This is a genomic window from Bradyrhizobium sp. 2S1 (assembly GCF_011516625.5).
GTDB lineage: Bacteria > Pseudomonadota > Alphaproteobacteria > Rhizobiales > Xanthobacteraceae > Bradyrhizobium > Bradyrhizobium septentrionale.
This window is the reverse complement of the sequence record NZ_CP147717.1, coordinates 2,746,240-2,770,392: the sequence shown is the minus strand read 5'-3', so window position 1 is coordinate 2,770,392 and position 24,153 is coordinate 2,746,240. Positions and strand designations below refer to the sequence as shown.

At 63.4% G+C, this 24,153-nt stretch carries 19 protein-coding genes and 2 pseudogenes; 12 read left to right on the top strand and 9 right to left on the bottom strand.

The genetic code is table 11. The features are described 5' to 3' along the window. Window positions 1-119: 119 nt before the first annotated feature. The 3 genes from HAP54_RS13110 (at window position 120) to HAP54_RS13100 (ending at window position 3,022) form a co-directional block, all read left to right on the top strand. Window positions 120-1,556 (top strand): IS701 family transposase, encoded by a 1,437-nt coding sequence (locus tag HAP54_RS13110; RefSeq protein ID WP_166306603.1) that lies wholly within the window; start codon window positions 120-122, stop codon window positions 1,554-1,556. An 82-nt stretch (window positions 1,557-1,638) separates the two neighbouring features. Further along, a complete protein-coding gene (locus tag HAP54_RS13105; protein ID WP_166300471.1) occupies window positions 1,639-2,742 on the top strand; it encodes an IS5 family transposase in 1,104 nt (367 codons plus the stop codon). A gap of 145 nt (window positions 2,743-2,887) precedes the next feature. After that, window positions 2,888-3,022 carry a hypothetical protein gene (locus HAP54_RS13100; RefSeq protein WP_283843061.1) on the top strand — a complete coding sequence of 45 codons (135 nt, stop codon included), beginning with the start codon at window positions 2,888-2,890 and terminating at the stop codon, window positions 3,020-3,022. Between the two features lie 102 nt (window positions 3,023-3,124). Here HAP54_RS13100 and HAP54_RS13095 read toward each other — a convergent pair whose 3' ends face one another. The 4 genes from HAP54_RS13095 to HAP54_RS13080 all read right to left on the bottom strand — a co-directional run bounded on the left by HAP54_RS13095 (window position 3,125) and on the right by HAP54_RS13080 (window position 7,692). Beyond that, the gene (locus HAP54_RS13095; protein WP_166298459.1) at window positions 3,125-4,288 is read right to left on the bottom strand and encodes an IS4 family transposase; all 1,164 of its coding nucleotides are present in this window, start codon (window positions 4,286-4,288) and stop codon (window positions 3,125-3,127) included. A gap of 173 nt (window positions 4,289-4,461) precedes the next feature. Continuing rightward, window positions 4,462-6,729: an OmpA family protein gene (locus HAP54_RS13090; protein ID WP_166300469.1), complete on the bottom strand. Its 2,268-nt coding sequence runs from the start codon at window positions 6,727-6,729 to the stop codon at window positions 4,462-4,464. 246 nt (window positions 6,730-6,975) lie between these two features. Further along, window positions 6,976-7,194 carry a hypothetical protein gene (locus HAP54_RS13085; RefSeq protein WP_166300467.1) on the bottom strand — a complete coding sequence of 73 codons (219 nt, stop codon included), beginning with the start codon at window positions 7,192-7,194 and terminating at the stop codon, window positions 6,976-6,978. Between the two features lie 111 nt (window positions 7,195-7,305). Continuing rightward, window positions 7,306-7,692, bottom strand: coding sequence for a VOC family protein (locus HAP54_RS13080; RefSeq protein WP_166300465.1), 387 nt, complete (start codon window positions 7,690-7,692; stop codon window positions 7,306-7,308). A gap of 445 nt (window positions 7,693-8,137) precedes the next feature. Here HAP54_RS13080 and HAP54_RS13075 point away from each other — a divergent pair, with 445 nt between their 5' ends. The 4 genes and pseudogenes from HAP54_RS13075 (at window position 8,138) to HAP54_RS13060 (ending at window position 13,150) form a co-directional block, all read left to right on the top strand. Beyond that, complete coding sequence (locus tag HAP54_RS13075) at window positions 8,138-8,956, top strand: SEL1-like repeat protein (protein WP_166300463.1); 819 nt, start codon at window positions 8,138-8,140, stop codon at window positions 8,954-8,956. 18 nt (window positions 8,957-8,974) lie between these two features. After that, window positions 8,975-10,147 carry a TAXI family TRAP transporter solute-binding subunit gene (locus HAP54_RS13070; RefSeq protein WP_166300461.1) on the top strand — a complete coding sequence of 391 codons (1,173 nt, stop codon included), beginning with the start codon at window positions 8,975-8,977 and terminating at the stop codon, window positions 10,145-10,147. 239 nt (window positions 10,148-10,386) lie between these two features. Next, window positions 10,387-11,731 (top strand): annotated as a pseudogene (locus HAP54_RS13065) (IS5 family transposase). 255 nt (window positions 11,732-11,986) lie between these two features. Beyond that, window positions 11,987-13,150, top strand: coding sequence for an IS4 family transposase (locus tag HAP54_RS13060; protein ID WP_166298459.1), 1,164 nt, complete (start codon window positions 11,987-11,989; stop codon window positions 13,148-13,150). A gap of 58 nt (window positions 13,151-13,208) precedes the next feature. On the opposite strand, the gene HAP54_RS13055 is transcribed toward HAP54_RS13060, so the two are convergent. Further along, entirely contained in the window at window positions 13,209-13,598 is a 390-nt protein-coding gene (locus HAP54_RS13055) for a YkvA family protein (RefSeq protein WP_166300460.1), read from the bottom strand. A gap of 91 nt (window positions 13,599-13,689) precedes the next feature. Next, the gene (locus tag HAP54_RS13050; RefSeq protein WP_166300458.1) at window positions 13,690-13,995 is read right to left on the bottom strand and encodes a 4a-hydroxytetrahydrobiopterin dehydratase; all 306 of its coding nucleotides are present in this window, start codon (window positions 13,993-13,995) and stop codon (window positions 13,690-13,692) included. A gap of 308 nt (window positions 13,996-14,303) precedes the next feature. On the opposite strand from HAP54_RS13050, the gene HAP54_RS13045 reads away from it, so the two are divergent. Continuing rightward, window positions 14,304-15,710, top strand: a complete 1,407-nt coding sequence (locus tag HAP54_RS13045; RefSeq protein ID WP_224741274.1) for a TAXI family TRAP transporter solute-binding subunit — start codon at window positions 14,304-14,306, stop codon at window positions 15,708-15,710. A gap of 168 nt (window positions 15,711-15,878) precedes the next feature. On the opposite strand, the gene HAP54_RS13040 is transcribed toward HAP54_RS13045, so the two are convergent. Then, window positions 15,879-17,042 (bottom strand): IS4 family transposase, encoded by a 1,164-nt coding sequence (locus tag HAP54_RS13040; protein WP_166298459.1) that lies wholly within the window; start codon window positions 17,040-17,042, stop codon window positions 15,879-15,881. A gap of 235 nt (window positions 17,043-17,277) precedes the next feature. On the opposite strand from HAP54_RS13040, the pseudogene HAP54_RS13035 reads away from it, so the two are divergent. Together HAP54_RS13035 and HAP54_RS13030 are read left to right on the top strand one after the other, a co-directional pair. Further along, window positions 17,278-18,836: pseudogene (locus HAP54_RS13035) on the top strand (alkaline phosphatase D family protein). A gap of 153 nt (window positions 18,837-18,989) precedes the next feature. Beyond that, the gene (locus HAP54_RS13030; protein WP_224741275.1) at window positions 18,990-19,988 is read left to right on the top strand and encodes an N-acetylmuramoyl-L-alanine amidase; all 999 of its coding nucleotides are present in this window, start codon (window positions 18,990-18,992) and stop codon (window positions 19,986-19,988) included. Window positions 19,989-20,047: 59 nt separating this feature from the next. Here HAP54_RS13030 and HAP54_RS13025 read toward each other — a convergent pair whose 3' ends face one another. Then, complete coding sequence (locus tag HAP54_RS13025) at window positions 20,048-21,076, bottom strand: hypothetical protein (protein ID WP_224741937.1); 1,029 nt, start codon at window positions 21,074-21,076, stop codon at window positions 20,048-20,050. Between the two features lie 372 nt (window positions 21,077-21,448). On the opposite strand from HAP54_RS13025, the gene HAP54_RS13020 reads away from it, so the two are divergent. Then, window positions 21,449-22,612, top strand: coding sequence for an IS4 family transposase (locus HAP54_RS13020; RefSeq protein WP_166298459.1), 1,164 nt, complete (start codon window positions 21,449-21,451; stop codon window positions 22,610-22,612). A 255-nt stretch (window positions 22,613-22,867) separates the two neighbouring features. Continuing rightward, on the top strand, window positions 22,868-23,566 hold the full coding sequence (locus tag HAP54_RS13015) for a hypothetical protein (RefSeq protein ID WP_166300456.1): 699 nt from the start codon (window positions 22,868-22,870) through the stop codon (window positions 23,564-23,566). Window positions 23,567-23,571: 5 nt separating this feature from the next. Here the strand turns inward: HAP54_RS13015 and HAP54_RS13010 are convergent, their stop codons facing one another. Further along, on the bottom strand, window positions 23,572-23,949 hold the full coding sequence (locus tag HAP54_RS13010) for a response regulator (RefSeq protein WP_166307805.1): 378 nt from the start codon (window positions 23,947-23,949) through the stop codon (window positions 23,572-23,574). Window positions 23,950-24,153 lie beyond the last annotated feature (204 nt).

Sequence of the window (24,153 nt, the reverse complement as noted above, 5' to 3'; positions counted from 1 at the left end):
ATCTAGAGCTTTGGTTCTGATCCAATCAGAACCGAAAATGCTCTAGTCTGACTGAGTCACAAAACCGCCGGCCAGAATCAGCGATGGATGAAGCACGGACCATCAGTCGAGAGGCCGACATGAGCGGGCGTGGCACCAAGACGAGCGAGAAGCGATTTGCGACGTATTTGGAAGGGCTTGCCAGTGTCATCGGTCATGCTGATCGGAAGGCGCCGCTGCGCGACTATTGCGTCGGCCTGATGGCCTGTGGCGGTCGCAAGAGCGTGGAGTCGATGGCGGCGGTGACAGCTCCGGAACGGACGGCCGCCCAGCATCAATCGCTGCTGCATTTCGTCGGCAGCGGCGCCTGGTCGGATGAGAAGGTGCTGGGCAAGGTACGTGAGATGGTCCTGCCGGCGATTGAACGCCAGGGCCCCATCGAAGCCTGGATCATCGACGATACCGGATTTCCCAAGCAGGGCCGACATTCAGTTGGAGTTGCACGGCAATATTGCGGGCAGCTCGGCAAGCAGGATAATTGTCAGGTGGCGGTGTCACTGTCGATTGCCAACCACCACGCCAGCCTGCCTGTCGCTTATCGCCTTTATCTTCCGAAGGAATGGACTGAGGACTGCGATCGGCGGCGCAAGGTGGGCATTCCTGCCGAAGTTGGCTTCCGGACCAAGCCGGAGATCGCGCTGGAGCAGTTGCGGTGGGCCTGCGCGAGCGGCCTTCCACGCGGTGTCGTACTGATGGACGCGGGCTATGGCAATAACAGCGACCTGCGCACGGAGATCACGGCGCTGGGATTGACCTATGTGGCGGGTCTTCTGTCGAGCACAACGGTATGGGCGCCCGGTACCGGTCCCTTGCCGCCGAAGCCATGGTCGGGCCGCGGCCGTCCACCGAAACTGATGCGCCGCAACCGTCAGCATCAGCCGGCCGCCGTCAAGGCGCTCGCGATCGGCCTGCCGGCCAAAGCTTGGCGCACCATCACGTGGCGGCAAGGAACGAACGAAAAGCTGACCTCGCGCTTTGCCCGCGTGCGGGTCCGTGCCGCGCATCGTGATTATTGGCAAACCACCCGGCGATTGGAGGAATGGTTGCTGATCGAATGGCCAAAAGGCGAGGACCAGCCTACCAAATACTGGCTCTCGACATTGCCGGAGGATGTGGCATTCCGGACTCTCGTTGAGACGGCTAAATTGCGCTGGCGCATCGAACGCGACTATCAGGAACTCAAGCAGGAGGTCGGGCTCGGCCACTTCGAGGGACGCGGCTGGCGCGGCTTTCATCATCACGCAACAATGTGCATCGCAGCCTACGGATTCCTGATCTCCGAGCGGGAGACGATTCCCCCCTCAGGCACTCGGCACGCCCGGCCGATCCTGCTCGATCGCATTCCCGCAGATTACAGACCCCGCGGATTTGCCGCTGCGGACCCAACGTCACATTCCAAATTCGATCGCGACGATGCGACGGCGCCTCGAACATGGGCTCGTCCGAACGCTGTCGAGATGTCCTTGTTGTGCGATCAAGTTCGACCACTAGACAGATCATCGTTTGTGACGCAGTAGGACTAGCAGGCTGTTGAAGAAGTCGCTGGCGAAGCGGTTTAGATCGTGATTCCCTAGGATCTGGGCGTGGCGGGGGATTGCGATGCGAGGAAGCGACGAGCGGTCTGGCGCGCTATTCAGTTATATTGACCTGGAGGCTCGGGTTCGCGCCGACCACCCGCTACGGGTGATCAGGGAGCTGGCGAATGCTGCGCTGAGCGATCTGTCAGGCGAGTTCGGCAAGCTCTATACGGACTTCGGCCGGCCCTCGATTGCGCCAGAGAAGTTGCTTCGGGCGATGCTGCTGCAGGCGTTCTATGGGGTTCGCTCGGAGCGGCATCTGATGGAACGAATGGAGTTCGATCTTCTGTTCCGCTGGTTTGTCGGACTTGGGGTCGACGATGCGGTTTGGGACCATTCAACCTTCTCGAAGAACCGGGATCGGCTGCTTGAAGGCGAGATTGCGGCCAAGTTCTTAAACGCGCTTTTGGCGCAGCCGAAGGTGAAGCGTTTGCTGTCAAGCGATCACTTCTCAGTGGACGGCACGCTGATTGAAGCCTGGGCTTCGATCAAAAGCTTCCGGCTGAAGGGCGGCAGCGACAAGGACCATGACGGTCCGGGACGCAATGCCGAGCGTAGCTTCCACAAAGAGAAGCGATCCAACGAGACCCATGAGAGTACGACCGATCCCGAGGCCCGGCTCTACAGGAAGGGCGACGGCCAGCCGGCCAAGCTCTGCTACATGGGCCATGCGTTGATGGAGAATCGCAACGGTTTGGCGATTTTAGGCGGGGTGAGCCAAGCGACTGGCACAGCCGAACGGGAGGCCGCGCTCGCTATGATCGACGGGCGTGGATCCGCGAAACGGATTACTCTCGGAGCGGACAAAGCCTACGATGTCACCCAGTTCGTGTGCGACCTGAGAGAGCGGTCAGTCACTCCGCATATCGCGATCGACGGACATCTGAGCAAGACTGGCAAGCCACGCAAGACGGCGGTCGACGCCCGCACCACGCGTCACGCCGGCTATGACATCAGCCAGCGCTGCCGCAAACGCATCGAAGAAGTATTCGGCTGGATCAAGAGTTCCGCCGGTCTCGCCAAAATCAAGCTGCGCGGCCGTGCGCGTGTGGACGCCGCCTTCACACTTGCGCTGGCAGCTTATAACCTCATTCGCCTGCCCAAGCTTCTGACGGCGCCGGCATGAGCATCCGGGGTCGATGGCGCGTCGTCGAGACCCCGGGCCACGCACGAGATCGGCGGCGAATTCGCCTTCGATTGCCTCACGGGCTCCATCCACGGCTCCTTGCGACAGCGATGCCGTCCAGTTCAGTTGGGAAGGAAACGACGAAATGGAGCCAGCCGGCGGTGATGGCTGGGCCGAACTGCAGGATAACGGATCGCTCGAAGGTGAAATCTGCCTCGTCAACGGCGACGACATCCCATTCATCGCACGTCGTTCCGACATTTCTTCAACAGCCTGCTAGAGCAAAGCGGGTGGGGATCCGCTCTCTCGGCAGATACAGCGTCGCCTGTGGCTGCCCCCCATCCCGACCTTCCCCCTTTCAGGCAGGGCTGTCCGGGGAAATTCAACCATAGCAGAGTTCCATCTGGTTGAGGGGCGTTCTGCATTTGCGGCGGCTAGGGTTGATTGGCGGAGGCTTGTCGATGCTGGCGAAGGCTCGCCGGGTGAACAGGAACTGGCTGACGAGTTCGGCGAGCCTGAGCGGCAGCATTTTGATGCAGTTGGTCCGCGCGGCAATGCGCAACAGTAGGTAGGCAATCATCGCAGCAAGCACTTGCAGGCGGATTGCATTGTCGTTGGTGCCGAGGAACTTGCGGATGTCGAGGTGCTGCTTGATCCAGCGGAACAGCAGTTCGATCTGCCACCGGCTCTTGTAGAGGGCGGCGATCTCGACGGCCGTTCGGGTCGTATCGTTGGTGAGAAGCGTGATCACGCCGCCGTTCTCCCGCCTGACCTTGATGCGCCGCAGCGGTATCGGCAAACGCGAGTCGCCCTTACTGGTGAGCTTCACCTCGTCGTCGACGATGATCCTGAAGCCGTCCCCCTTGCTGTTGCGGATGGTGCGATGCCTGACCGCGCGTAGCCGGATGCTCGTCTTCGGCCGGGTCACGAAGAAAGCCTTGCTATCATTGATCTTCTGCCACCAGTCGAAACGGCAATATCCCTTGTCGAACACGTAGGTTGTGCCGGCCTGGATCGGAGTCTGGCGACCGATCTCGATATCGTTGACGTTGGCAGCCGTCACCTCGACGCACTTCGGGATATCGCCCTTGGGATCGTAGACCACGTGCAGCTTCATGCCGCGGATGCGGCCGTTCCACACCGCCCAGGTGCAAACTTTGCCAAGCGGGATCGGACTGGCGTCGATCAGGCGCACCATCTCCTTGCCTTCGCCCCGCAACTGCCGGCTTGCCATCGCCGACAATCGTGCAAAGGTTTGCGCAAAAATGCTGGACGGGCGGCGGGTATTGGCATCCGACAGCGTCGAGCGGGACAACCTGCCGGTGCCCAGATGATAGTGATGCTGAGGATTGGCGTTGAAGCCGGTCACCACGGCGCGCAGGCTGTTGTTCCCGCTCAACTGCGCATAGATCAGCGCTACCAGGTGATCCCAGCTCTTGAACGACTTGTCGTAGGCATCCCCGTCCAGACGATCCACAGCCGTCTGAAACTGCCGCCGATTGATCGGTTCAAGCAGCCTACTAAAAATGCTATCGCGAAATCGCATGCTCGGCCTTCTGTGTCTCGACAACCAGAAAAGACCGATTTGCCTCGGTTTTGCCGAGCATGCACCGCGACACAGTGAATCATTCCCCGGACAGCCCTGCCTTTCAGGGGGAAGGAGAAAAACAAAAATGGCCGGGATCGCTCCCGGCCATTTCGTATCGTGATGTCGCCCGCTCAGCGCGGCGGCGGTGCGGCGGAGGCGGTGCCGCCGTTGAGCAGCGGGGTGATGCGGCGGACGGTGACGCGCCGGTTGATGCGGCTCGGTCCGTCGGTCTGCTCCTTCAGATATTGCGAGCCATAGCCCTGCGAGGTCAGGTTCTCGGCCGGCACGCCGAACTGCTGCGTCAACAGCTCGGCCGCGGATTGCGCACGGCGGTCGGACAGCGACAGATTGTCGGTGTCGTTGCCGGTCGCGTCGGTATGGCCCTCGATCAGGAACACCTCGCGCGGATTGCGCTGGATGGCACGGTTGAGGCCGTCGGCGATCGCCTGCAGCTTCGCCGCCTGATCCGGGGGAATCTGCCAGGACCCTAAGTCGAAGTTGATGCTGTTGACGTCGATCGACGGCATCAACATGCGCACGTTCGGGCTGTAGCGGATTTCGTCGAGCGAATAGCGCCGCGCGATCCGGTCAACCGGCGGGGCCTCCATGGTGTCGTAGATCACATCAGGCGCCGCGCTGTCGGACTCGACGATATAGCGATCATAGGGGATCCGGACCACCGGTGGTGGCAGGTCGACATAGAAGCCGCCGACCGCGGCCGGATCGCGATAGGAGTTGTCGATGATGACGAGCTCGCGGCCACCCTGATCCCTGCGGATCCGGCGCAGCATCTGCCCGTCGGGACCGACCACGGTGATGATCTCGCTGCCGTCAGGACGGATCACGACGGTGCGGGTCTCGCCGCCGATCGTCTCGGTGCGGATGTCGCGGGCGCCATAGCGGAAGCGATAATTATCGTCGCCGCGGACATAGGCCTGTCCGCCCGGATCGCGGATGATGATGCGGTCCGGCTCGGTGTAGATGGTGCGGCCGCCTTCGACGACCTCCTGGCGCTGGTTGTGCAGGTCGGCGATGGTCGCGCCGATGACGGCGCCGGCCACCACGCCGGCACCGACCGCGGCGCCGATCGCGAGCGGCCTCAGATTGTCATGCCGCGGCGCCGGCGGCAGCGGTGCTGAAACCGTTGGCGCGGCCCGGAACGCCGAGGAAACCGTCGGCGGGGCGTATTGCGATTGGCCGGGCGGCGGCGTTGCGGCTGCCGAGCCGGGGACGACACCCGGCGCCGAGGGGCCGGCTGGACGCGCCGATGGTGCGCCCATCGCGGCTCCCGCGGCGGGCGGCACTGCGGGCGCAGCACCAGCGGCCGGCGGAGTGCCCGGGCGTCCCGGCTGACCGGGAGCCGGGGCTACGCTGGGAGCAGCGCCGGGAGCGCCCATTGCGGCGCCTGGGGTCGCCGGCGTTCCGGGCGGTGTGGCCGGACGTCCCTGCTGACCTGGCGCCGCTGGCGTCGGCGTTGCGCCGGGCGCGCCCATTGCGGCGCCTGGGGTCGCCGGTGTTCCGGGCGGTGTAGCCGGACGTCCCTGCTGACCCGGCGTCGGGGTCGCACCGGGTGTTGCGGCGGGCGGTGTGCCCGGTCGTGCCGGCGGCTGTCCCGCTGCGGGAGGCGTCGTCGCCGAAGGCGCGGGGGTTGCCGGAGATGTCGCGGCGGGCGGCGTGCCCGGCGGTTGCTTGGCGCCGCCAGGACGTTCACCACCAGGACGTTCACCACCCGGACGATCGCCAGGCCGGCGTTCGGCGGGCGCCGTTGTCGGAGCTGTCGGCGTCGCAGGCGCAGGCGTTGCTGCTGCGGGAGGCGGCGGCGTCGCGGGGCGTGCTGCGGGACCTGCGCCCGGTGCAGGCGTTGGCGGCGTATGCGCAGCCGGGGGTGGAGGCGGCGGAGGCGTCGCCGGACGTTGCGGTGCTGCGGCAGGCGGCGGCGTCGGACGCGCGGGAGCTGCGGCCGGCGGCGGCGGGGTCGGCTTCGCCGGTGCAGCCGCGGGCGGCTCCGGCCGTGCGGGCGCGGCGGGCGGTGTGGGGCGTGCGGGCGCAGCCGCGGGCGGCGGGGGTGGTGTGGGGCGCGCAGGTGCAGCGGCGGGCGGAGGTGGCGGCGTCGGGCGTGCCGGAGCAGCGGCGGGTGGCGGCGGTGGCGGTGTCGGACGCGCAGGCGGCGCAGCTGCCGGAGGTGGTGCCTGCGGATGCGGCGCCGCTGCGGGCGGTGCCGGATGTGCAGGAGCACCCGGCGCGGGCCGTGGCTTCGGCTTTCCGTCAGGTCCGGTTTCTTCCTTTGGCTGCGCCTGTGCGACGACCAGCGGCGAGGTTTGGGCGTGCGACGCTGAGGTGGCGAATTGCATCACCGTCAGCGCAGTCGTGGCAAGCAGCACGAGACGAAGCTTTGTCATGGTCTTGAAGTCCCCGGGCGGAAAGTTCTGGCAGGAAAGAAAACTGAGAACCGAACAATTCGGCAGGACGATGAACGGCCAGCCGTTAGGCCGGATTGTGGCGAGCCACGAATCATCGGCGAAGTTTATTTCGACATTATAACGGGTTGCATGTGCGATTGTTCACTGCGCATTCAGGAGAAACGCTCGGACATAGTTGCAACCGATGTGGAACTGAGGCGCGGAGGTGATTCACCCCGCAGCGAGTCAATCTGTCGCAGATGGTGGACCGGATGGTCCCGGCGGTCCGCGCACCGGTAATTCGTCGGGCGTGTTGCCCGGCAACTCGTCCGGTCGCGGCGGCTCGCCGGGCTCGCGCACCGGCGCTGGAATTTCAGGCTGCGGACTTCCCGGCGGAATGCCGGGTGGCGGTTCGCTCGGCGTGCCCGGCGTTGATGGTGGAGTCTCGGGAGGCTCGATCGGCATCACATCGAGACCTTGCCGTTGTCGCCGACGCAGGGTCGCGTCGTGTTCATTGATTGCTCCATCGAAATTCGAAGCGATAACGAATCGCGCGCCGCGGCGTTCCCGTGCGCCTCATCCGGGCGTGTGGCAGACCGCTTCGATATTGTGCCCGTCGGGATCGAGCACGAACGCGCCGTAATAGTTCGGGTGATAATGCGCGCGGACGCCGGGCGCACCGTTGTCGCGGCCGCCGGCTGCTATCGCAGCCTTGTAGAAGGCGTCGACGGTGGCGCGGTCCTTGGCCACAATCGCGATATGCACCGGCTTGTTCGACGCGCCTTCGCCGCCGATCCAGAAGTCCGGCTTGCCGTTGGCGCCAAACCCCGCCGCGGGCGCGTGCCCGGTCACTTCCGCCGGCACTTCCATAATCAGGCCGTAACCGAGCGGCGCCAGCGCCGTCTGGTAAAACGCCTTCGCGCGCTGATAGTCGGAGACCGAAAAGCCGATATGGTCGATCATCGCAAGCCTTCCCTGTTGTGCCGAATCTGCATCCGCGTTCTCGCTTCACCTCCCCTTGGAAAGGGGAGGTCGCTTCACTCGCGAGAGCAAAGCGGGTGGGATCTGGTCTTTCCGCACACAGTGTAGTCTGCGGCCGACCCCCATCCCGACCTTCCCCCTTTCAGGGGGAAGGAGAAGAGAGAGCTCACTCCTCCTCCGCTGGCACCCCGCGCTTCAGCGCGGCGCGCGCAATCGTGAGCAAACCTTGTGAGTTTTCTCTGAATTGGCGCGCGCTGCCGCAATCAAACCCAAATTTCTCCCGATTCGAAGCGACCAAGGTCGCTTTTTGGGCCCAATCGCAAGGCGATTAAGAGTCCGTAACGGGCGCTCAGGGACCCCAACAAGAACAACAACCAGACACCAGAGATGCCCGATTGTTGCGTCATAGTATCGGGGAAGCATCATCATGGTGGGGAAGCCAACACACGTTCACGGCAGCGATCCGCCACGCGACGCGATCAACGCTGATATCAACGATCCCGAATTTGCACCTTATCGCTACCGGCGACCGCATCGGGCAGCCATCGACATCGGCGCGGACGAACCCGCCCCGCTTTTTCTTTCGAGCCCAATCGACGACGCGGATTGGCACGGGCGCACCACGATTCCACGTTCGCGCCTCCGCACCAGCCTGCTGACGATTTCGGCCGTCGCACTTGTCGCGGCTGCGGTGGTCGGGCTGTGGTCCATCGGCAGCGTGCGCGACGCGGTCGTGAGTGCCAAGGCCGCGCTGGTCGGCGTCTCGCCGATCGAGGCCCGCGCGGAAATCGCGGAAGCGGTTCGCGCCATAGCCACCGAGGTGTCGCCCGCCACTGCAAGCCCGCCGTCACGCGCGCAGATCGCCGCCGCCTATCAGGAAGCGATCAAGAGCGACGTCGTTGCGCGCGAAACGCCTGTGGCTGCACCGATCGAGCCACCACCACCGGCGGCGCCACCGGCAAGACGCCTCGATCCGGATGACGTCGCAGGCCTCCTGAAGCGGGCCAACAGCCTGCTTGCGATCGGCGACATCGTATCGGCACGGCTGCTGCTCGAGCGGGCCGCGGATGCGCAGGACGCGGATGCGGCACTGTTGCTGGCGCGCACCTACGATCCCGACGTGCTGGGGACCTTGGACAAACGGAGCATCACGCCCGATCCGGAGGCAGCGCGCTTCTGGTATCGCAAGGCTGCCGAACTCGGCTCGCAGCCCGCACAGCAACGCCTCGCGCAATTGCAAAACTAGGCTCATCTCGAGGGACACATGCGACGCTTGTTTGGATTGGTACTTTTCACAGGCATGATGATTTGGGGCCTGGCGGCACGGGCCGAGCAGACCGAATTCGACCCGGCCAAGGTCAGCGACAGCCTGAAGGCGATCTTTCAGTACGGCTCCGCAAGCACCAAGCAGGCCCTCAACGCCAACACGGTCACGCTGATCTCGGGCACGATCGGCGGCACCTATGTTCAGTTCGGCGCCGATCTCGCCTCCGTGCTCGACGACGGCAACAAGTTGCGCATCCTGCCGATCGTCGGGCGCGGCTCGGTGCAGAGCGTCGCCGACATCCTGTTTCTGCAGGGTGTCGATCTCGGCATCGTTCGGTCTGACACGCTCGAATATCTCGAGCGGAAGGGCATCGCGAAAGATATCAAGAAACAATTCACCTACGTGACCAAGCTCTATAACGAAGAGATGCATGTGATCGCGTCGAAATCGATCCGCAATCTCAGGGACCTCGAGGGCAAGACCGTCAGCGTCGACCTTCCCAATGGCGGCACCTTCGTGACCGCGCTGACCGTGTTCGAGCGGCTCGGAATGAAGCCGAAGGTCGTCTATGTCGAGCAGCGCATCGCGCTGGAGAAATTGAAGGCCGGCGAAATCGACGCCGTGATCGTGTGTGGCGGCAAGCCTTACAAGTCCGTGAGCGGCTTCAAGGACGATCGGTTCCACCTGGTGACGGTCAACTACGAGAAGCCGTTGCAGGGCGACTATCTGCCCGCGAGCCTGTCGGCCAAGGACTATCCCAACCTGATTTCGGGCGAGGATCGCGTCGACACGATCGCCGTTCCTGCCGTGCTTGCGGCCTACAACTGGGCGCCGAACACCGAGCGCTACCACAAGCTGGCTAATTTCGTGGATGCGTTCTTCACCAAATTTCCGACATTCCAGAATCCGCCGTTCCATCCGAAGTGGCGGGAGGTCTCGCTGTCGGCACCGCTGCCGGGTTGGCAACGCCTGCCGGTGGCCCAGCAATGGCTCGACCGCCATGGCGTCGAAGCCGTCTCGCGCAGCCGTTTCGATGAATTCCTGAAGCAGAGCCCGGCGGCCGCACGTCTGCAGAGCGACGCCGACAAGGAGACGCTGTTCAAGCAGTTCCAGGCGTGGGACGCAGAAAAAAACACGCGTTCCCAACTGCGCGCCGGCGAGAAACGGTAGCCTCCCGGGACCGGATGGAGCGCAGCCTAATCCGGGCCTCGTGCGTGAGCTGACGGTCTCACCCCGGATTAGTCGTCCGTGAACAAGCCTCTAAGCGATTGAGCGGGAATCTGTTTTTCGGATGCGGAGGCATTTGAGATTGCAGGGATTGGGGGCTTGAGAAGCCCAAACCTTGCAATTTCGTTTTCCAGATTCCCTTTCGCTGCGGACCATGATTCTGTGGTGCATCGGAGGGGACGATGCGGCCGAAGAAGCACAAGACGACGGGATCGAACGATCTGTTCCGGGCGCGGCTGGACCAGATCATCAACATGAAGCACGAGCTGGTTCTGCTTGCCGGCAAGATCGATTGGGACTGGATCGACGGCGAGATCGCACCGCTCTACAGCGAGAACGGCCGGCCGGGGATCGAGACCCGGTTCATGATCGGGCTGTTGTTGCTCAAGCACATTTACGGGTTGTCCGATGAGGGGGTGTGCGAGCGCTGGGTCCACGACCCATATTTCCAGTTCTTCACCGGCGAAGAGTTTTTCCAGCACACCTTCCCGCACGAGCGCTCGGACCTGAGCCATTGGCGCAAGCGGCTCGGCGACAAGCTGGAGTTACTGCTGGCCGAGAGCCTGCGGGCGGCGCACGGCGCAGGCGCCTTGCGCAGCAACGACCTCAAGCGGGTCACGGTCGACACCACGGTGCAGCCGAAGGCCATCACCTTTCCGACCGATGCCAAGCTGCTGCATGCAGCTATCAAGGGGCTCAACCGCCTGGCGAGAAGGCACGGCGTCAGGCTGCGGCAATCCTATTCTCGCGCCGCCAAGGCCGCCGCGATGATGGCGGGTCGCTATGCCCACGCCAAACAGTTCAGGCGGCATCAGCGCCAGTTGCGTATCCTGCGCAGCCGCCTGGGCCGGATCATCCGCGACATCCGCCGCAAGATCGAGGGACAGCCGGCACTGGAGCAGGCATTCGCCCTCCCGCTTGGCCGGGCCACGCAGATCCGCTCGCAACAGCAGCGCCAGCGCGGCTGGAAGCTGTATTCCTTCCATGCCCCGGAGGTGGAGTGCATCGGCAAGGGTAAGGCCAGCGCACCTTACGAGTTCGGCGTCAAGGCCTCCATCGTCACCAACAACCGCCGGGCTCCCGGTGGCCTGTTCGTGCTGCACGCCAGGGCGCTGCCCGATAACCCCTACGACGGCCACACCTTGCGGGACGTCATGGACCGCACCGAGGCACTCACCGGCTGTCCGATCGAGCGGGCCTACGTTGACAAGGGATACCCGGCCACGACGCGCAAAATCCCCGTCGCGTCTTCATCTCCGGCCAGAAGCGCGGCGTCTTCGGTGTCATCAAACGCGAGCTGCGCCGCCGCTCCAGCATCGAGCCCATCATCGGACACCTGAAGGCCGAGGGTCATCTCGGGCGCTGCTATCTCAAAGGCCGCGCCGGTGATGCTGCCAACGTCGTCCTCTCAGCCGTGGGCCAAACTTCCGTCGCATCCTCGCCTGGCTCAGAGAATTCTTGTGCCTGTTCCTGACCGCACTCATCGCGGCCATCAGTGTTCAGTCAGCCCTCAAATCAGCTTCTTAACGGACGACGGATTACGCTGCGCTCCATCCGGGCTACGCCTCCAACCTCCCCTTGAAAAGGGGAGGTCGCTTTGCTCGCAGAGCAAAGCGGGTGGGGATCTGCTCTCTCCGCAGATACAGCGTCGCCTCCCCCCATCCCGACCTTCCCCCTTTCAGGCAGGGCTGTCCGGGGAATGATTCACTGTGTCGCGGTGCATGCTCGGCAAAACCGAGGCAAATCGGTCTTTTCTGGTTGTCGAGACACAGAAGGCCGAGCATGCGATTTCGCGATAGCATTTTTAGTAGGCTGCTTGAACCGATCAATCGGCGGCAGTTTCAGACGGCTGTGGATCGTCTGGACGGGGATGCCTACGACAAGTCGTTCAAGAGCTGGGATCACCTGGTAGCGCTGATCTATGCGCAGTTGAGCGGGAACAACAGCCTGCGCGCCGTGGTGACCGGCTTCAACGCCAATCCTCAGCATCACTATCATCTGGGCACCGGCAGGTTGTCCCGCTCGACGCTGTCGGATGCCAATACCCGCCGCCCGTCCAGCATTTTTGCGCAAACCTTTGCACGATTGTCGGCGATGGCAAGCCGGCAGTTGCGGGGCGAAGGCAAGGAGATGGTGCGCCTGATCGACGCCAGTCCGATCCCGCTTGGCAAAGTTTGCACCTGGGCGGTGTGGAACGGCCGCATCCGCGGCATGAAGCTGCACGTGGTCTACGATCCCAAGGGCGATATCCCGAAGTGCGTCGAGGTGACGGCTGCCAACGTCAACGATATCGAGATCGGTCGCCAGACTCCGATCCAGGCCGGCACAACCTACGTGTTCGACAAGGGATATTGCCGTTTCGACTGGTGGCAGAAGATCAATGATAGCAAGGCTTTCTTCGTGACCCGGCCGAAGACGAGCATCCGGCTACGCGCGGTCAGGCATCGCACCATCCGCAACAGCAAGGGGGACGGCTTCAGGATCATCGTCGACGACGAGGTGAAGCTCACCAGTAAGGGCGACTCGCGTTTGCCGATACCGCTGCGGCGCATCAAGGTCAGGCGGGAGAACGGCGGCGTGATCACGCTTCTCACCAACGATACGACCCGAACGGCCGTCGAGATCGCCGCCCTCTACAAGAGCCGGTGGCAGATCGAACTGCTGTTCCGCTGGATCAAGCAGCACCTCGACATCCGCAAGTTCCTCGGCACCAACGACAATGCAATCCGCCTGCAAGTGCTTGCTGCGATGATTGCCTACCTACTGTTGCGCATTGCCGCGCGGACCAACTGCATCAAAATGCTGCCGCTCAGGCTCGCCGAACTCGTCAGCCAGTTCCTGTTCACCCGGCGAGCCTTCGCCAGCATCGACAAGCCTCCGCCAATCAACCCTAGCCGCCGCAAATGCAGAACGCCCCTCAACCAGATGGAACTCTGCTATGGTTGAATTTCCCCGGACAGCCCTGTCCTGAAAGGGGGAAGGAGAAGAGAGAGCGAAAGTCGCACTACGCCTGCGGTGCTCCCTCGTCCGGCACCCCGCGCTTCAGTGCGGCGCGCGCGGCTTCGCGATGCTCCGGCGTGATGTGGCTCGCCACCAGGCGCAGCGCGGTTGCGAGCACCGCGGCGTCATCGGTGAAGCCGAGGATCGGCAGCATGTCCGGCACGAAATCGAACGGCAGAATGAAATAGGCGATTGCGCCAAGCAGCGCCGCCTGCACATGGCGCGGCGTCTGCCGGTCGAAGGCGCAGTAATAGGCGGCCAGCAGGTCCTCGGCGAAGGGCAGGCTCGCCACCACCTTCTTGAACTTGATCCAGAAGCGGCGGCGCACGCTTTCCGGGTCCTGCGCCAGCCGGTCGGCAGGCCCAAATCCCACATCGTGTTCGCTCGATGTCATCGATGGGTTCCTCGACGTCGCGACAGTTTCGCGGCGGACACTTCGAATCTGGGGATGTCGGCCAACCGGCGCAAGATTGCGACTGGCTGGGTCAATTGACCCCAAGCTGCCGTGCGATTGCGTTCATGGCCTTGGCGAGGTCGATGTCGCGCTCGGTCAGCCCGCCGACATCGTGGGTCGCCAGCACGACCTCGACGGTCTTGTAGACGTTCTTCCATTCAGGGTGATGGTCGTTCTTCTCGGCGACCAAAGCGGCGCGGGCCATGAAGCCGAAGGCCTCGTTGAAGTCCTTGAAGACGAAGGTCTTTGCGATCGCCTCCCGCCCGGCCAGCTCCGACCAGCCGGCCAGCTCCCAAAGGGCGGCCTTCCTTGCTTCCGCTGACAGCCGTTCGACCATGGCAATCCTCCCGTTTGACGCCGACCTTAGCCTAGAGCCTATTCCGTTCCGATTGAATCGGAACGGGGCTCTAGATTCTTGTTTTGACGCGTTTTCTTCACGCGAACCGGTGTCCACTTGGCTGGAAAACGCTCTGACAACCGGCCTCCGGGCGGGATCCAAGCCGAAAATAAGGCCAAAATCGCGTCCTATCGCCGCTGGTAACCATGAAGCAGATGTAACATCTGTATCTTCAGGAATTTGCTATAAATCTGGGATGTATGCGCGTTGGTAGTTTGCGAGATTGAGCCCCGACGATTGCGAGATCGATGACAGACGGCCCCGCCAGCATATCGCCCAAGCCGCTGCGTTCGGCAAAGCGGCGGCTGATGTTCGTCTTGATCGCGGGCGCGCTCGCCATCGTCGGCGCGCTGACCGCAGGTTATTATTTCGCGGTGCGCCCGGTGACGCTGCGGATCGCGGTCGGTCCCGCCAACAGCGATGACCTCAAGGTGGTTCAGGCGCTGGCGCAGGCCTTCAACAACCAGCAGCACACCCAGGTCAAGCTAAGACCGGTGCAGACCGACGGCGCCACCGCCAGCGCGCAGACGCTGGCCGACGGCAAGGCCGACCTCGCCATCATCCGCGGCGATCTCGAGGTGCCGAAGAATGCGCAGGCGGTCGCTGTGCTGCGCAAGAATGTCGTGGTGATGTGGGCCCCGCCGGCGGCAAAGGGGAAGGGCCGCAAAGCCGCGAAGATCACCAAGATCACGCAACTCGCCGGCCGCAAGATCGGCGTCGTCGGCCGCACCCCGGCCAATGTCAATCTGCTGAAGCTGATCCTGCAGCAGTATGGCGTCGACCCGATGAAAGTCGAGATCGTCCAGTTCCCGGCCAATGAGGCCGCGGACGCCATCAAGAACCTGAAGGCCGACGCCTATCTCGCCGTCGGTCCGGCCAACAGCAAGATCACGATCGATGCGATCACGGCGTCGATCAAGGACGGCGGCGAGCCGGCCTTCCTGCCGATCGACGCCTCCGAGGCGATCGCCCAGAACCATCCCGCCTACGAGGCCGCGGAAATCCCCGCCGGCTCGCTCGGCTCCTCCGACCGGCCCGATGACGAAGTGAAGACGATCAGCTTCTCGCACCACATTGTCGCGCGAAAGGGCGTGTCGGACGCGACGGTCGCAGCATTCACGCGGCAATTGTTCGCGATCCGGCAGTCGCTCAAGAACGATTTCCCGCTCGCGGCCAAGATCGAGACGCCCGACACCGACAAGGACGCCACCATTCCGGTGCATCCGGGCGCGGCCGCCTTCGTCGACGGCGAGGAGAAGACCTTCCTCGATCGCTACAGCGACTACATCTGGTGGAGCCTGATGGCATTCTCGGCGATGGGCTCGGCCGGCGCGTGGTTCGCCGGCTATCTCAAGCAGGACGAGCGCAACACCAACACCTCGCAGCGCGAGCGTCTGCTGGAGATGCTGAAAACCGCGCGGCAAAGCGACTCCACCGAAGAGCTCGACCAGCTGCAGGCGGAAGCCGACGATATCCTGCGCCACACGCTGGACTGCTTCGAGCATGGCGCCATCGAGGAAGGCACGCTGACCGCGTTCAACATCGCGCTCGAGCAATTCCACAACGCCGTCGCCGACCGCAAGGCGTTGCTGTTGAGCATGCCGCAGAATTTGCAGCGGACTGCGAGCCAGTTCAGGGCGGCGGGGACGGCGTAGGCATTCTATCCGCGAACTCTTTTCGCCTCTCCCGCTTGCGGGGGAGGCCGACGCGCTCGGCAGCGCTCTTGCGCGCGCGGCGGGTGGGGGCTCCCTCCGCGATATGATTCGTGGAGAGAGCCCCCACTCCCAACCCTCCCCCGCAAGGGCAGGGCTGTCCGGGGAAATTCAACCATAGCAGAGTTCCATCTGGTTGAGGGGCGTTCTGCATTTGCGGCGGCTAGGGTTGATTGGCGGAGGCTTGTCGATGCTGGCGAAGGCTCGCCGGGTGAACAGGAACTGGCTGACGAGTTCGGCGAGCCTGAGCGGCAGCATTTTGATGCAGTTGGTCCGCGCGGCAATGCGCAACAGTAGGTAGGCAATCATCGCAGCAAGCACTTGCAGGCGGATTGCATTGTCGTTGGTGCCGAGGAACTTGCGGATGTCGAGGTGCTGCTTGATCCAGCGGAACAGCAGTTCGATCTGCCACCGGCTCTTGTAGAGGGCGGCGATCTCGACGGCCGTTCGGGTCGTATCGTTGGTGAGAAGCGTGATCACGCCGCCGTTCTCCCGCCTGACCTTGATGCGCCGCAGCGGTATCGGCAAACGCGAGTCGCCCTTACTGGTGAGCTTCACCTCGTCGTCGACGATGATCCTGAAGCCGTCCCCCTTGCTGTTGCGGATGGTGCGATGCCTGACCGCGCGTAGCCGGATGCTCGTCTTCGGCCGGGTCACGAAGAAAGCCTTGCTATCATTGATCTTCTGCCACCAGTCGAAACGGCAATATCCCTTGTCGAACACGTAGGTTGTGCCGGCCTGGATCGGAGTCTGGCGACCGATCTCGATATCGTTGACGTTGGCAGCCGTCACCTCGACGCACTTCGGGATATCGCCCTTGGGATCGTAGACCACGTGCAGCTTCATGCCGCGGATGCGGCCGTTCCACACCGCCCAGGTGCAAACTTTGCCAAGCGGGATCGGACTGGCGTCGATCAGGCGCACCATCTCCTTGCCTTCGCCCCGCAACTGCCGGCTTGCCATCGCCGACAATCGTGCAAAGGTTTGCGCAAAAATGCTGGACGGGCGGCGGGTATTGGCATCCGACAGCGTCGAGCGGGACAACCTGCCGGTGCCCAGATGATAGTGATGCTGAGGATTGGCGTTGAAGCCGGTCACCACGGCGCGCAGGCTGTTGTTCCCGCTCAACTGCGCATAGATCAGCGCTACCAGGTGATCCCAGCTCTTGAACGACTTGTCGTAGGCATCCCCGTCCAGACGATCCACAGCCGTCTGAAACTGCCGCCGATTGATCGGTTCAAGCAGCCTACTAAAAATGCTATCGCGAAATCGCATGCTCGGCCTTCTGTGTCTCGACAACCAGAAAAGACCGATTTGCCTCGGTTTTGCCGAGCATGCACCGCGACACAGTGAATCATTCCCCGGACAGCCCTGCCGCAAGCGGGAGAGGGAGCCCGGCTTGCGTGGCTCACCTCACATGTGCCCGCCGCTGTAATCTCTCCGTCATGGAATTTTTCTAGGTCTTGGCACGCGTGCGGCGCATTGTCGCTGTGACCTGAGGAGGCTCCCCATGACGATCCGGTTTTCGCGAAAGCTCACCCGCCGACGCTTTCTCTCGACGGCGGCTGCGGCCGGTGCGGGTGTGATCGCGATGCCTTATCTGTCGCGTGCCGCGGATCGCCCTGTGATCACCCATGGCGTGCAGTCCGGCGATGTCGGCGTTGACGGCGGCGTGGTGTGGGCGCGTGCGGACCGGCCGGCGCAGATGATGGTCGAGGTCGCCACCACTGAGTCGTTCAAGGATGCCCGTGCGCTGCCGCCGATCACGGCGCTGCCGGAGAGCGACTTCACCGCAAAAATGCTGCTGGAGAACCTGCCCTCCGGCCAGGACATCTTCTATCGCGTCCGGTTCCGCGACCTCGCCCATATCGACATCGTCGGTGAGCCCGTGGTCGGCCGCTTCCGCACCGCGCCGAGCGACCGCCGCGACGTCTCCTTCGTGTGGGGCGGCGACGTCGCCGGCCAGGGCTGGGGCATCAACCCCGACGACGGCGGCATGATCACCTTCGCCGCGATGAAGAAGCACAATCCGGATTTCCTGCTGCACTCCGGCGACACTATCTACGCCGACGGCGTGATCCCTTCCGAGGTGAAGCTTCCTGACGGCAAGGTCTGGAAGAACGTCACGATTCCCGAAAAGGCCAAGGTCGCCGAGACGCTCGACGAGTACCGGGCCGCGCACAAATATAACTTCCTCGACAGCAATGTCCGCGCCTTCAATGCCGAGGTGCCGATCTTCGTGCAGTGGGACGACCACGAGGTGACCAACAACTGGTCGCTGTCGAAGCAGCTGCCGGCCGCCTACAAGGAGCGCGACATCAACGTGCTCGCCGCGCGCGCGGCAAAAGCCTTCCACGAGATGTATCCGATGCGCGAGAGCATCGTCGAGCCGGGCCGCGTCTATCGTACGCTGAGCTACGGGCCGCATCTCGACGTGTTCATGCTTGACGAGCGCAGCTATCGCGGCCCCAACGGTCCGAACCTGCAGGAGCAATACGGCCCCGACGCCTATTTCATCGGGCCGGACCAGATGGCCTGGCTGAAGCGCGCGCTGCTCAACTCGCGCGCCACCTGGAAGGTGATCGCCTCCGACATGCCGCTGTCGCTGATCGTCTATGACGATGCCGCCAACAAGAAGGGCTCGGAAGCGTTTGCCCAGGGCGACGGCCCGGCGCCCGCGAGCTCGAGATCGCCGACATCCTGCGCTTCATCAAGACCGCCGGCATCGTCAACACGGTGTGGCTGACCGCCGACGTGCACTACGCGGCCGCGCACTACTACAACCCGAACAAGGCGCAGTTCCAGGAGTTCGATCCGTTCTGGGAATTCGTCTCCGGCCCGCTGCACGCCGGCACGTTCGGTCCGAACGAGCTCGACAACACGTTTGGACCCGAGGTGAAATTCATCAAGGCGCCGGGCGAAGCGAACCAGAACCTGCCGCCGTCGGCCGGCATGCAGTTCTTCGGCCACGTCAGGATCGACGGCAAAAGCGGCCAGATGACGGTGAGCCTGCGCGACCGCGTCGACGCCGAGCTGTGGGCGATCACGCTCGACCCGAAGCCGGTGTAATCGGGTCGCGGCCGCGACGGAACCGCACTCACCGTCCTGTGCGCCCTTGCCCAAGGCAAGGGCGTCGCAATTGGCCGGGGATGGACGTCACCGGCCTCTTCCGGTATCGACATCAGAGCCATTATGCTGGGGGCGCCCGAAGGGGGGCGGAGCATGAGGCGCTGCGAGTTGATTCGCGTGCTGGGCGGCATCGTCGCGGGGTTGCGGCCGCGCCGCTTGGCTGTCGTTGTGATTGCCGTGTTCGCGCTGTTGCCGATCGAAGTCAGCGATGCCGGCTGGCTGCCTGATCTTTTCAAGACTTCATCCAAGCACGCCAAATCGCCAAAGCGCGCGAAGTCGGCACGGCCGGCCAAATTGGCAAGGCACCGCGCTCAGCCGAAGCACCGCGCCACGCGGCTTGCCGCCCTTGGGCCGGTCGCCCTGCCGCCGTCCGTGCTCAAGCCGGCCGCAGCCAAATGCGATCCCTCGACATTCCGGATCGTTCTGGATGTCGGACATACCGCCGAATCGGAAGGCGCGATCAGCGCGCGGAACGTCACCGAGTTCGCCTTCAACCTGCGCCTTGCACGGCTGATCGAGGAGAGGTTGAAGGCCGAAGGCTTTACTGAGACCAGGCTGCTTCTGACCGAAGGCAGGGCCAGACCCAGCCTCTTCAAGCGGGTCGCCGCCGCCAACAATTTGCACGCCGATCTCCTGCTGTCGATCCACCATGACTCCGTGCCCAACAAAATGCTCGAGGACTGGGAATTCGAGGGAAAGAAAAGCCACTTCAGCGATCGCTTCAGCGGTTACTCGGTTTTCGTCTCCCGGGACAATCCGGAGTTCAAGACGAGCCTCCGGTTCGCCGAACTGGTCGCCGGGGAAATGAAGGCCCAGGGGCTTCAGTATGCCGAGCAATACAGCCAGGCCATCATGGGTCGCTACCAGCACCCGCTGCTGAACAAGGAAACCGGCGTCTACAGCTATGACGAGCTGATCGTGCTCCGAAAGACCGCGATGCCATCAGTCCTGCTGGAGGCGGGCTCGATCATCAACCGCGACGAAGAACTCAAGATGGACTCGCCCGAGCGCCGCAACATCATCAGCAGCGGCGTCGCTTCTGCCGTGAAGGAATTCTGCGAGCCGCGATGGGCGCTCCTCGGTCCGCTCTGATCGCCCTGTGACGTCCCGAGCTCTCAGCGAAAACGCGATCCGATCGGCGCCAGCCGATGTCATCCCTGCTTGCCGGTCTCGATCTCCTTGAGCCTGGCAAGCGCCTGCTCGAACTTGGCGTTGAACAGCCACATCGCATCGAGGATTTCGCGGAAGGTCGCAGACGTTCTTGCTCTGTCGGCCCGGCCGAACGCGAAGATGCTGTTGTTTCGCAAATATCCCATGATCCTGGGATCGGAGATTCTGTAGCCGACGAGGTTGCCTGACTGCAGCGCGGCCCTGGTCGGGGTGGGAATGATCTGGATGAGCTCGAAGAGCTTCATTTGATCGATCGGATCGGGCAGAGCTTTTGCGATCGCGGGGACCTGCGGGAAAATATCCGCGTGCGCGTTCATGAGCGCATCCCGTACCGCGGTCCAGTGATTGAACCGGTGATCGAGATTGCCAGCCCGCGCTTCTTCCCTGTCGTCGCGACGGCTCAGTGCCGGATCGAGGGCTGCGATCGATCCCTTGATGGCTGACCACTTCCTTTGACCGTTGCGATCCTCGGACGGACCAGTCTGCAGGCTTCCCTTGTAGGTGTTCGACCGCGCATTGCCGGCATTTTGTTTGCCGTTCGTCTCCGCGAAGAAAAGGCCGAGGCTGATACGGCCGGCGGCGGCGGCGTTCGCGGCATCCAGCCCCCTGGCGCGCGCGATCGCGGTCGCAAGGTCGACCACGTCCTTGAACGGCGTATCGGATCCTTGTGCGCTCGCGGGCGGCGCCTCCATCACGTCAAACAGCGCCCTGTACTCATCGAGCAGCGGCTCATTGTCGGCGTCAAAATAGGCCGGAGGGATGCCGAATCTGTTGGGTCTGCCGATCCTGGACGGCAGCGCATCGGTCAGATCCTTGTATGCGCTCATCATCTCGACGCGGGCAAGATAGAGGGCCTGGCCCGGCAGGTTGGGCAGCGGCTGCCTGGAATCGATCTGAGCACGTCGCTGGCGCAGGATCGAGACGAAGGTCTTCAGGGCATTGTCGTAGGTCTCGCGCACGGCCGATTGCCCGTTCGTGAGGGCGACCGGCCCCGCGACGGCTGGAGACATGAGACCACCGATGACGGCCGAGGCCAGCGGCAGGACCGCACTGGGCCCTGTTGCAACCGGCAGCGCGAGGAGCAGCCCTAGGGATAGCGCCGCTGCGGGCGCAGCGGCAGATGTCCTGATCGCCATGACAGCTTCCCGATGCCTGTGCGTCGTCGAATCCGACACAATGGATCGTAGACGACGAACGCGCCGGCTGCGAGCACGCTCGGCCCGAAGCCGGTCCGACCCGACCACAGCGGCGACGGGATTGCTGCACTCCCTCTCCCGCTTGCGCAGGGCTGTCCGGGGAATGATTCACTGTGTCGCGGTGCATGCTCGGCAAAACCGAGGCAAATCGGTCTTTTCTGGTTGTCGAGACACAGAAGGCCGAGCATGCGATTTCGCGATAGCATTTTTAGTAGGCTGCTTGAACCGATCAATCGGCGGCAGTTTCAGACGGCTGTGGATCGTCTGGACGGGGATGCCTACGACAAGTCGTTCAAGAGCTGGGATCACCTGGTAGCGCTGATCTATGCGCAGTTGAGCGGGAACAACAGCCTGCGCGCCGTGGTGACCGGCTTCAACGCCAATCCTCAGCATCACTATCATCTGGGCACCGGCAGGTTGTCCCGCTCGACGCTGTCGGATGCCAATACCCGCCGCCCGTCCAGCATTTTTGCGCAAACCTTTGCACGATTGTCGGCGATGGCAAGCCGGCAGTTGCGGGGCGAAGGCAAGGAGATGGTGCGCCTGATCGACGCCAGTCCGATCCCGCTTGGCAAAGTTTGCACCTGGGCGGTGTGGAACGGCCGCATCCGCGGCATGAAGCTGCACGTGGTCTACGATCCCAAGGGCGATATCCCGAAGTGCGTCGAGGTGACGGCTGCCAACGTCAACGATATCGAGATCGGTCGCCAGACTCCGATCCAGGCCGGCACAACCTACGTGTTCGACAAGGGATATTGCCGTTTCGACTGGTGGCAGAAGATCAATGATAGCAAGGCTTTCTTCGTGACCCGGCCGAAGACGAGCATCCGGCTACGCGCGGTCAGGCATCGCACCATCCGCAACAGCAAGGGGGACGGCTTCAGGATCATCGTCGACGACGAGGTGAAGCTCACCAGTAAGGGCGACTCGCGTTTGCCGATACCGCTGCGGCGCATCAAGGTCAGGCGGGAGAACGGCGGCGTGATCACGCTTCTCACCAACGATACGACCCGAACGGCCGTCGAGATCGCCGCCCTCTACAAGAGCCGGTGGCAGATCGAACTGCTGTTCCGCTGGATCAAGCAGCACCTCGACATCCGCAAGTTCCTCGGCACCAACGACAATGCAATCCGCCTGCAAGTGCTTGCTGCGATGATTGCCTACCTACTGTTGCGCATTGCCGCGCGGACCAACTGCATCAAAATGCTGCCGCTCAGGCTCGCCGAACTCGTCAGCCAGTTCCTGTTCACCCGGCGAGCCTTCGCCAGCATCGACAAGCCTCCGCCAATCAACCCTAGCCGCCGCAAATGCAGAACGCCCCTCAACCAGATGGAACTCTGCTATGGTTGAATTTCCCCGGACAGCCCTGCCGCTTGCGGGGGAGGGTCGGGGTGGGGGTATCACCGCGAATCACCTAGCGGAGGGAGCCCCCACCCGGATTGCATCTTCGATGCAATCCGACCTCCCCCGCAAGCGGGAGAGGTGAAGGCAGGGCCAGCGCGGCCAGTGATGAACCGCGCGAGCGGTTCGGGCGACCATATCAGGCCCAGCCGCTTCCGGGCCGGGCCTGATTGATGAGTAGCCGATTTGAGACGCGCCACGCCATTGATTGCCGCCCTTCTCCTGCTCGCGCCGTCGCTGGCGCCGGCGCAGCCGGCACAGGATGCGCAGGCGGCGAAGATCCGCGACGCCTTCAATTCGGCCTATGGCAAGGCGTTGAGCGCCGAGTTCGGTAAATCGCTGCGCGACAATGCCGATCCCGCCTGTCTGGCGAGCAAGGGCATCGAAGCCGGCCAGCTCGAGGCGCGCGGCCGCGACGTCGTGATCAAATGGGGTGCGCGGCTGATCGACGGCACCGATGCGCTGATCGACCAGAACGTCTATGCCGAGAAATTTCCGGCGGCCGCCGAGCTCGACAGGCTGCAGCAGAATGCGGACGTCAAAAAATACCTCGCGCTGGCAGCGCCGATGCAGCAGGCGAAAATCCTCGACACGGTGTTCGAGCAGTTCGACCGCTACGCGCTGGTGAGCCGGATCAAGCTCACGGCGGTCTCGCCGCTGGCGACCGGCAACGATGAATTGCTGCGCAAGAATCCGACTGAGGCCACCGAAGATGCGCTGGAGGCGTTTTCAAAGCGCAACAAATCGAAGGCGCTGACGCGCTTCCTGGATTTGTCCGAGCAGGCCTCAGCAGTGCGCGCGGCCGCGATCGCGAAGGACAAGGTGCCACCGGGCGCGCCGCTGTCCTTCCTCAAGGGGATCGAGGCCGATCTTGCCGGGCTCTGCATCGGATCGCGGCGCTAGGCTTGTCACCTCTCTCTGCGCCTCAGCGCCGCCTCCAGCGTTTCGCTCGTACATGGCTTGGTCAGCCGCGGCTTGTCGGCGAGCGATCCCGGCAGCCTGATATCAGCGCCATAACCCGTGACGAACGCGAAAGGCACCTTCAGCGCATCGAGCCGCTCGGCGATCGCGAACGTCTTTTCGCCCCTGAGCAGGCCGACGTCGAGCAGCGCGAAATCCGGTGCCCGTTCGGCGATCAGCTCAAGCGCGCGGGCAACGTTCGCAGCGGTTCGCACCGTGCGGGCGCCGAAGCCGAGGATGGTGTCCTCGAAATAGAGCGAGATCATCGGATCGTCCTCGACCACGAGGACGTCACCGGGCATGCCGGCATTGGGTGCGAAGTCCATGGCGCGCCAGTTTCCGTTTGCTAGAGCTTGTTGTTTTGACGCGTTTTCTTCACGCGAACCGGTATCCACTTCGCTCGAAAACGCTCCAAAGCATGGATGAGAGACCGGATCAGTCCGGCCGGATGGCCCGCGACCGGCGCCTGAAAGCACGCCGGCTGTTCCCTGGATGAAACCATCACATCGCGCGCTGGCGCGTCTGTTCAC

Excerpts from the sequence above, each read along its gene's own strand:
- HAP54_RS13110 (WP_166306603.1), top strand. The coding sequence starts at position 120 with ATGAGCGGGCGTGGCACCAAGACGAGCGAGAAGCGATTTGCGACGTAT.
- HAP54_RS13105 (WP_166300471.1), top strand. The coding sequence starts at position 1,639 with ATGCGAGGAAGCGACGAGCGGTCTGGCGCGCTATTCAGTTATATTGAC.
- HAP54_RS13100 (WP_283843061.1), top strand. The coding sequence starts at position 2,888 with ATGGAGCCAGCCGGCGGTGATGGCTGGGCCGAACTGCAGGATAACGGA.
- HAP54_RS13095 (WP_166298459.1), bottom strand. The coding sequence starts at position 4,288 with ATGCGATTTCGCGATAGCATTTTTAGTAGGCTGCTTGAACCGATCAAT.
- HAP54_RS13090 (WP_166300469.1), bottom strand. The coding sequence starts at position 6,729 with ATGACAAAGCTTCGTCTCGTGCTGCTTGCCACGACTGCGCTGACGGTG.
- HAP54_RS13085 (WP_166300467.1), bottom strand. The coding sequence starts at position 7,194 with ATGCCGATCGAGCCTCCCGAGACTCCACCATCAACGCCGGGCACGCCG.
- HAP54_RS13080 (WP_166300465.1), bottom strand. The coding sequence starts at position 7,692 with ATGATCGACCATATCGGCTTTTCGGTCTCCGACTATCAGCGCGCGAAG.
- HAP54_RS13075 (WP_166300463.1), top strand. The coding sequence starts at position 8,138 with ATGGTGGGGAAGCCAACACACGTTCACGGCAGCGATCCGCCACGCGAC.
- HAP54_RS13070 (WP_166300461.1), top strand. The coding sequence starts at position 8,975 with ATGCGACGCTTGTTTGGATTGGTACTTTTCACAGGCATGATGATTTGG.
- HAP54_RS13060 (WP_166298459.1), top strand. The coding sequence starts at position 11,987 with ATGCGATTTCGCGATAGCATTTTTAGTAGGCTGCTTGAACCGATCAAT.
- HAP54_RS13055 (WP_166300460.1), bottom strand. The coding sequence starts at position 13,598 with ATGACATCGAGCGAACACGATGTGGGATTTGGGCCTGCCGACCGGCTG.
- HAP54_RS13050 (WP_166300458.1), bottom strand. The coding sequence starts at position 13,995 with ATGGTCGAACGGCTGTCAGCGGAAGCAAGGAAGGCCGCCCTTTGGGAG.
- HAP54_RS13045 (WP_224741274.1), top strand. The coding sequence starts at position 14,304 with ATGACAGACGGCCCCGCCAGCATATCGCCCAAGCCGCTGCGTTCGGCA.
- HAP54_RS13040 (WP_166298459.1), bottom strand. The coding sequence starts at position 17,042 with ATGCGATTTCGCGATAGCATTTTTAGTAGGCTGCTTGAACCGATCAAT.
- HAP54_RS13030 (WP_224741275.1), top strand. The coding sequence starts at position 18,990 with ATGAGGCGCTGCGAGTTGATTCGCGTGCTGGGCGGCATCGTCGCGGGG.
- HAP54_RS13025 (WP_224741937.1), bottom strand. The coding sequence starts at position 21,076 with ATGTCTCCAGCCGTCGCGGGGCCGGTCGCCCTCACGAACGGGCAATCG.
- HAP54_RS13020 (WP_166298459.1), top strand. The coding sequence starts at position 21,449 with ATGCGATTTCGCGATAGCATTTTTAGTAGGCTGCTTGAACCGATCAAT.
- HAP54_RS13010 (WP_166307805.1), bottom strand. The coding sequence starts at position 23,949 with ATGGACTTCGCACCCAATGCCGGCATGCCCGGTGACGTCCTCGTGGTC.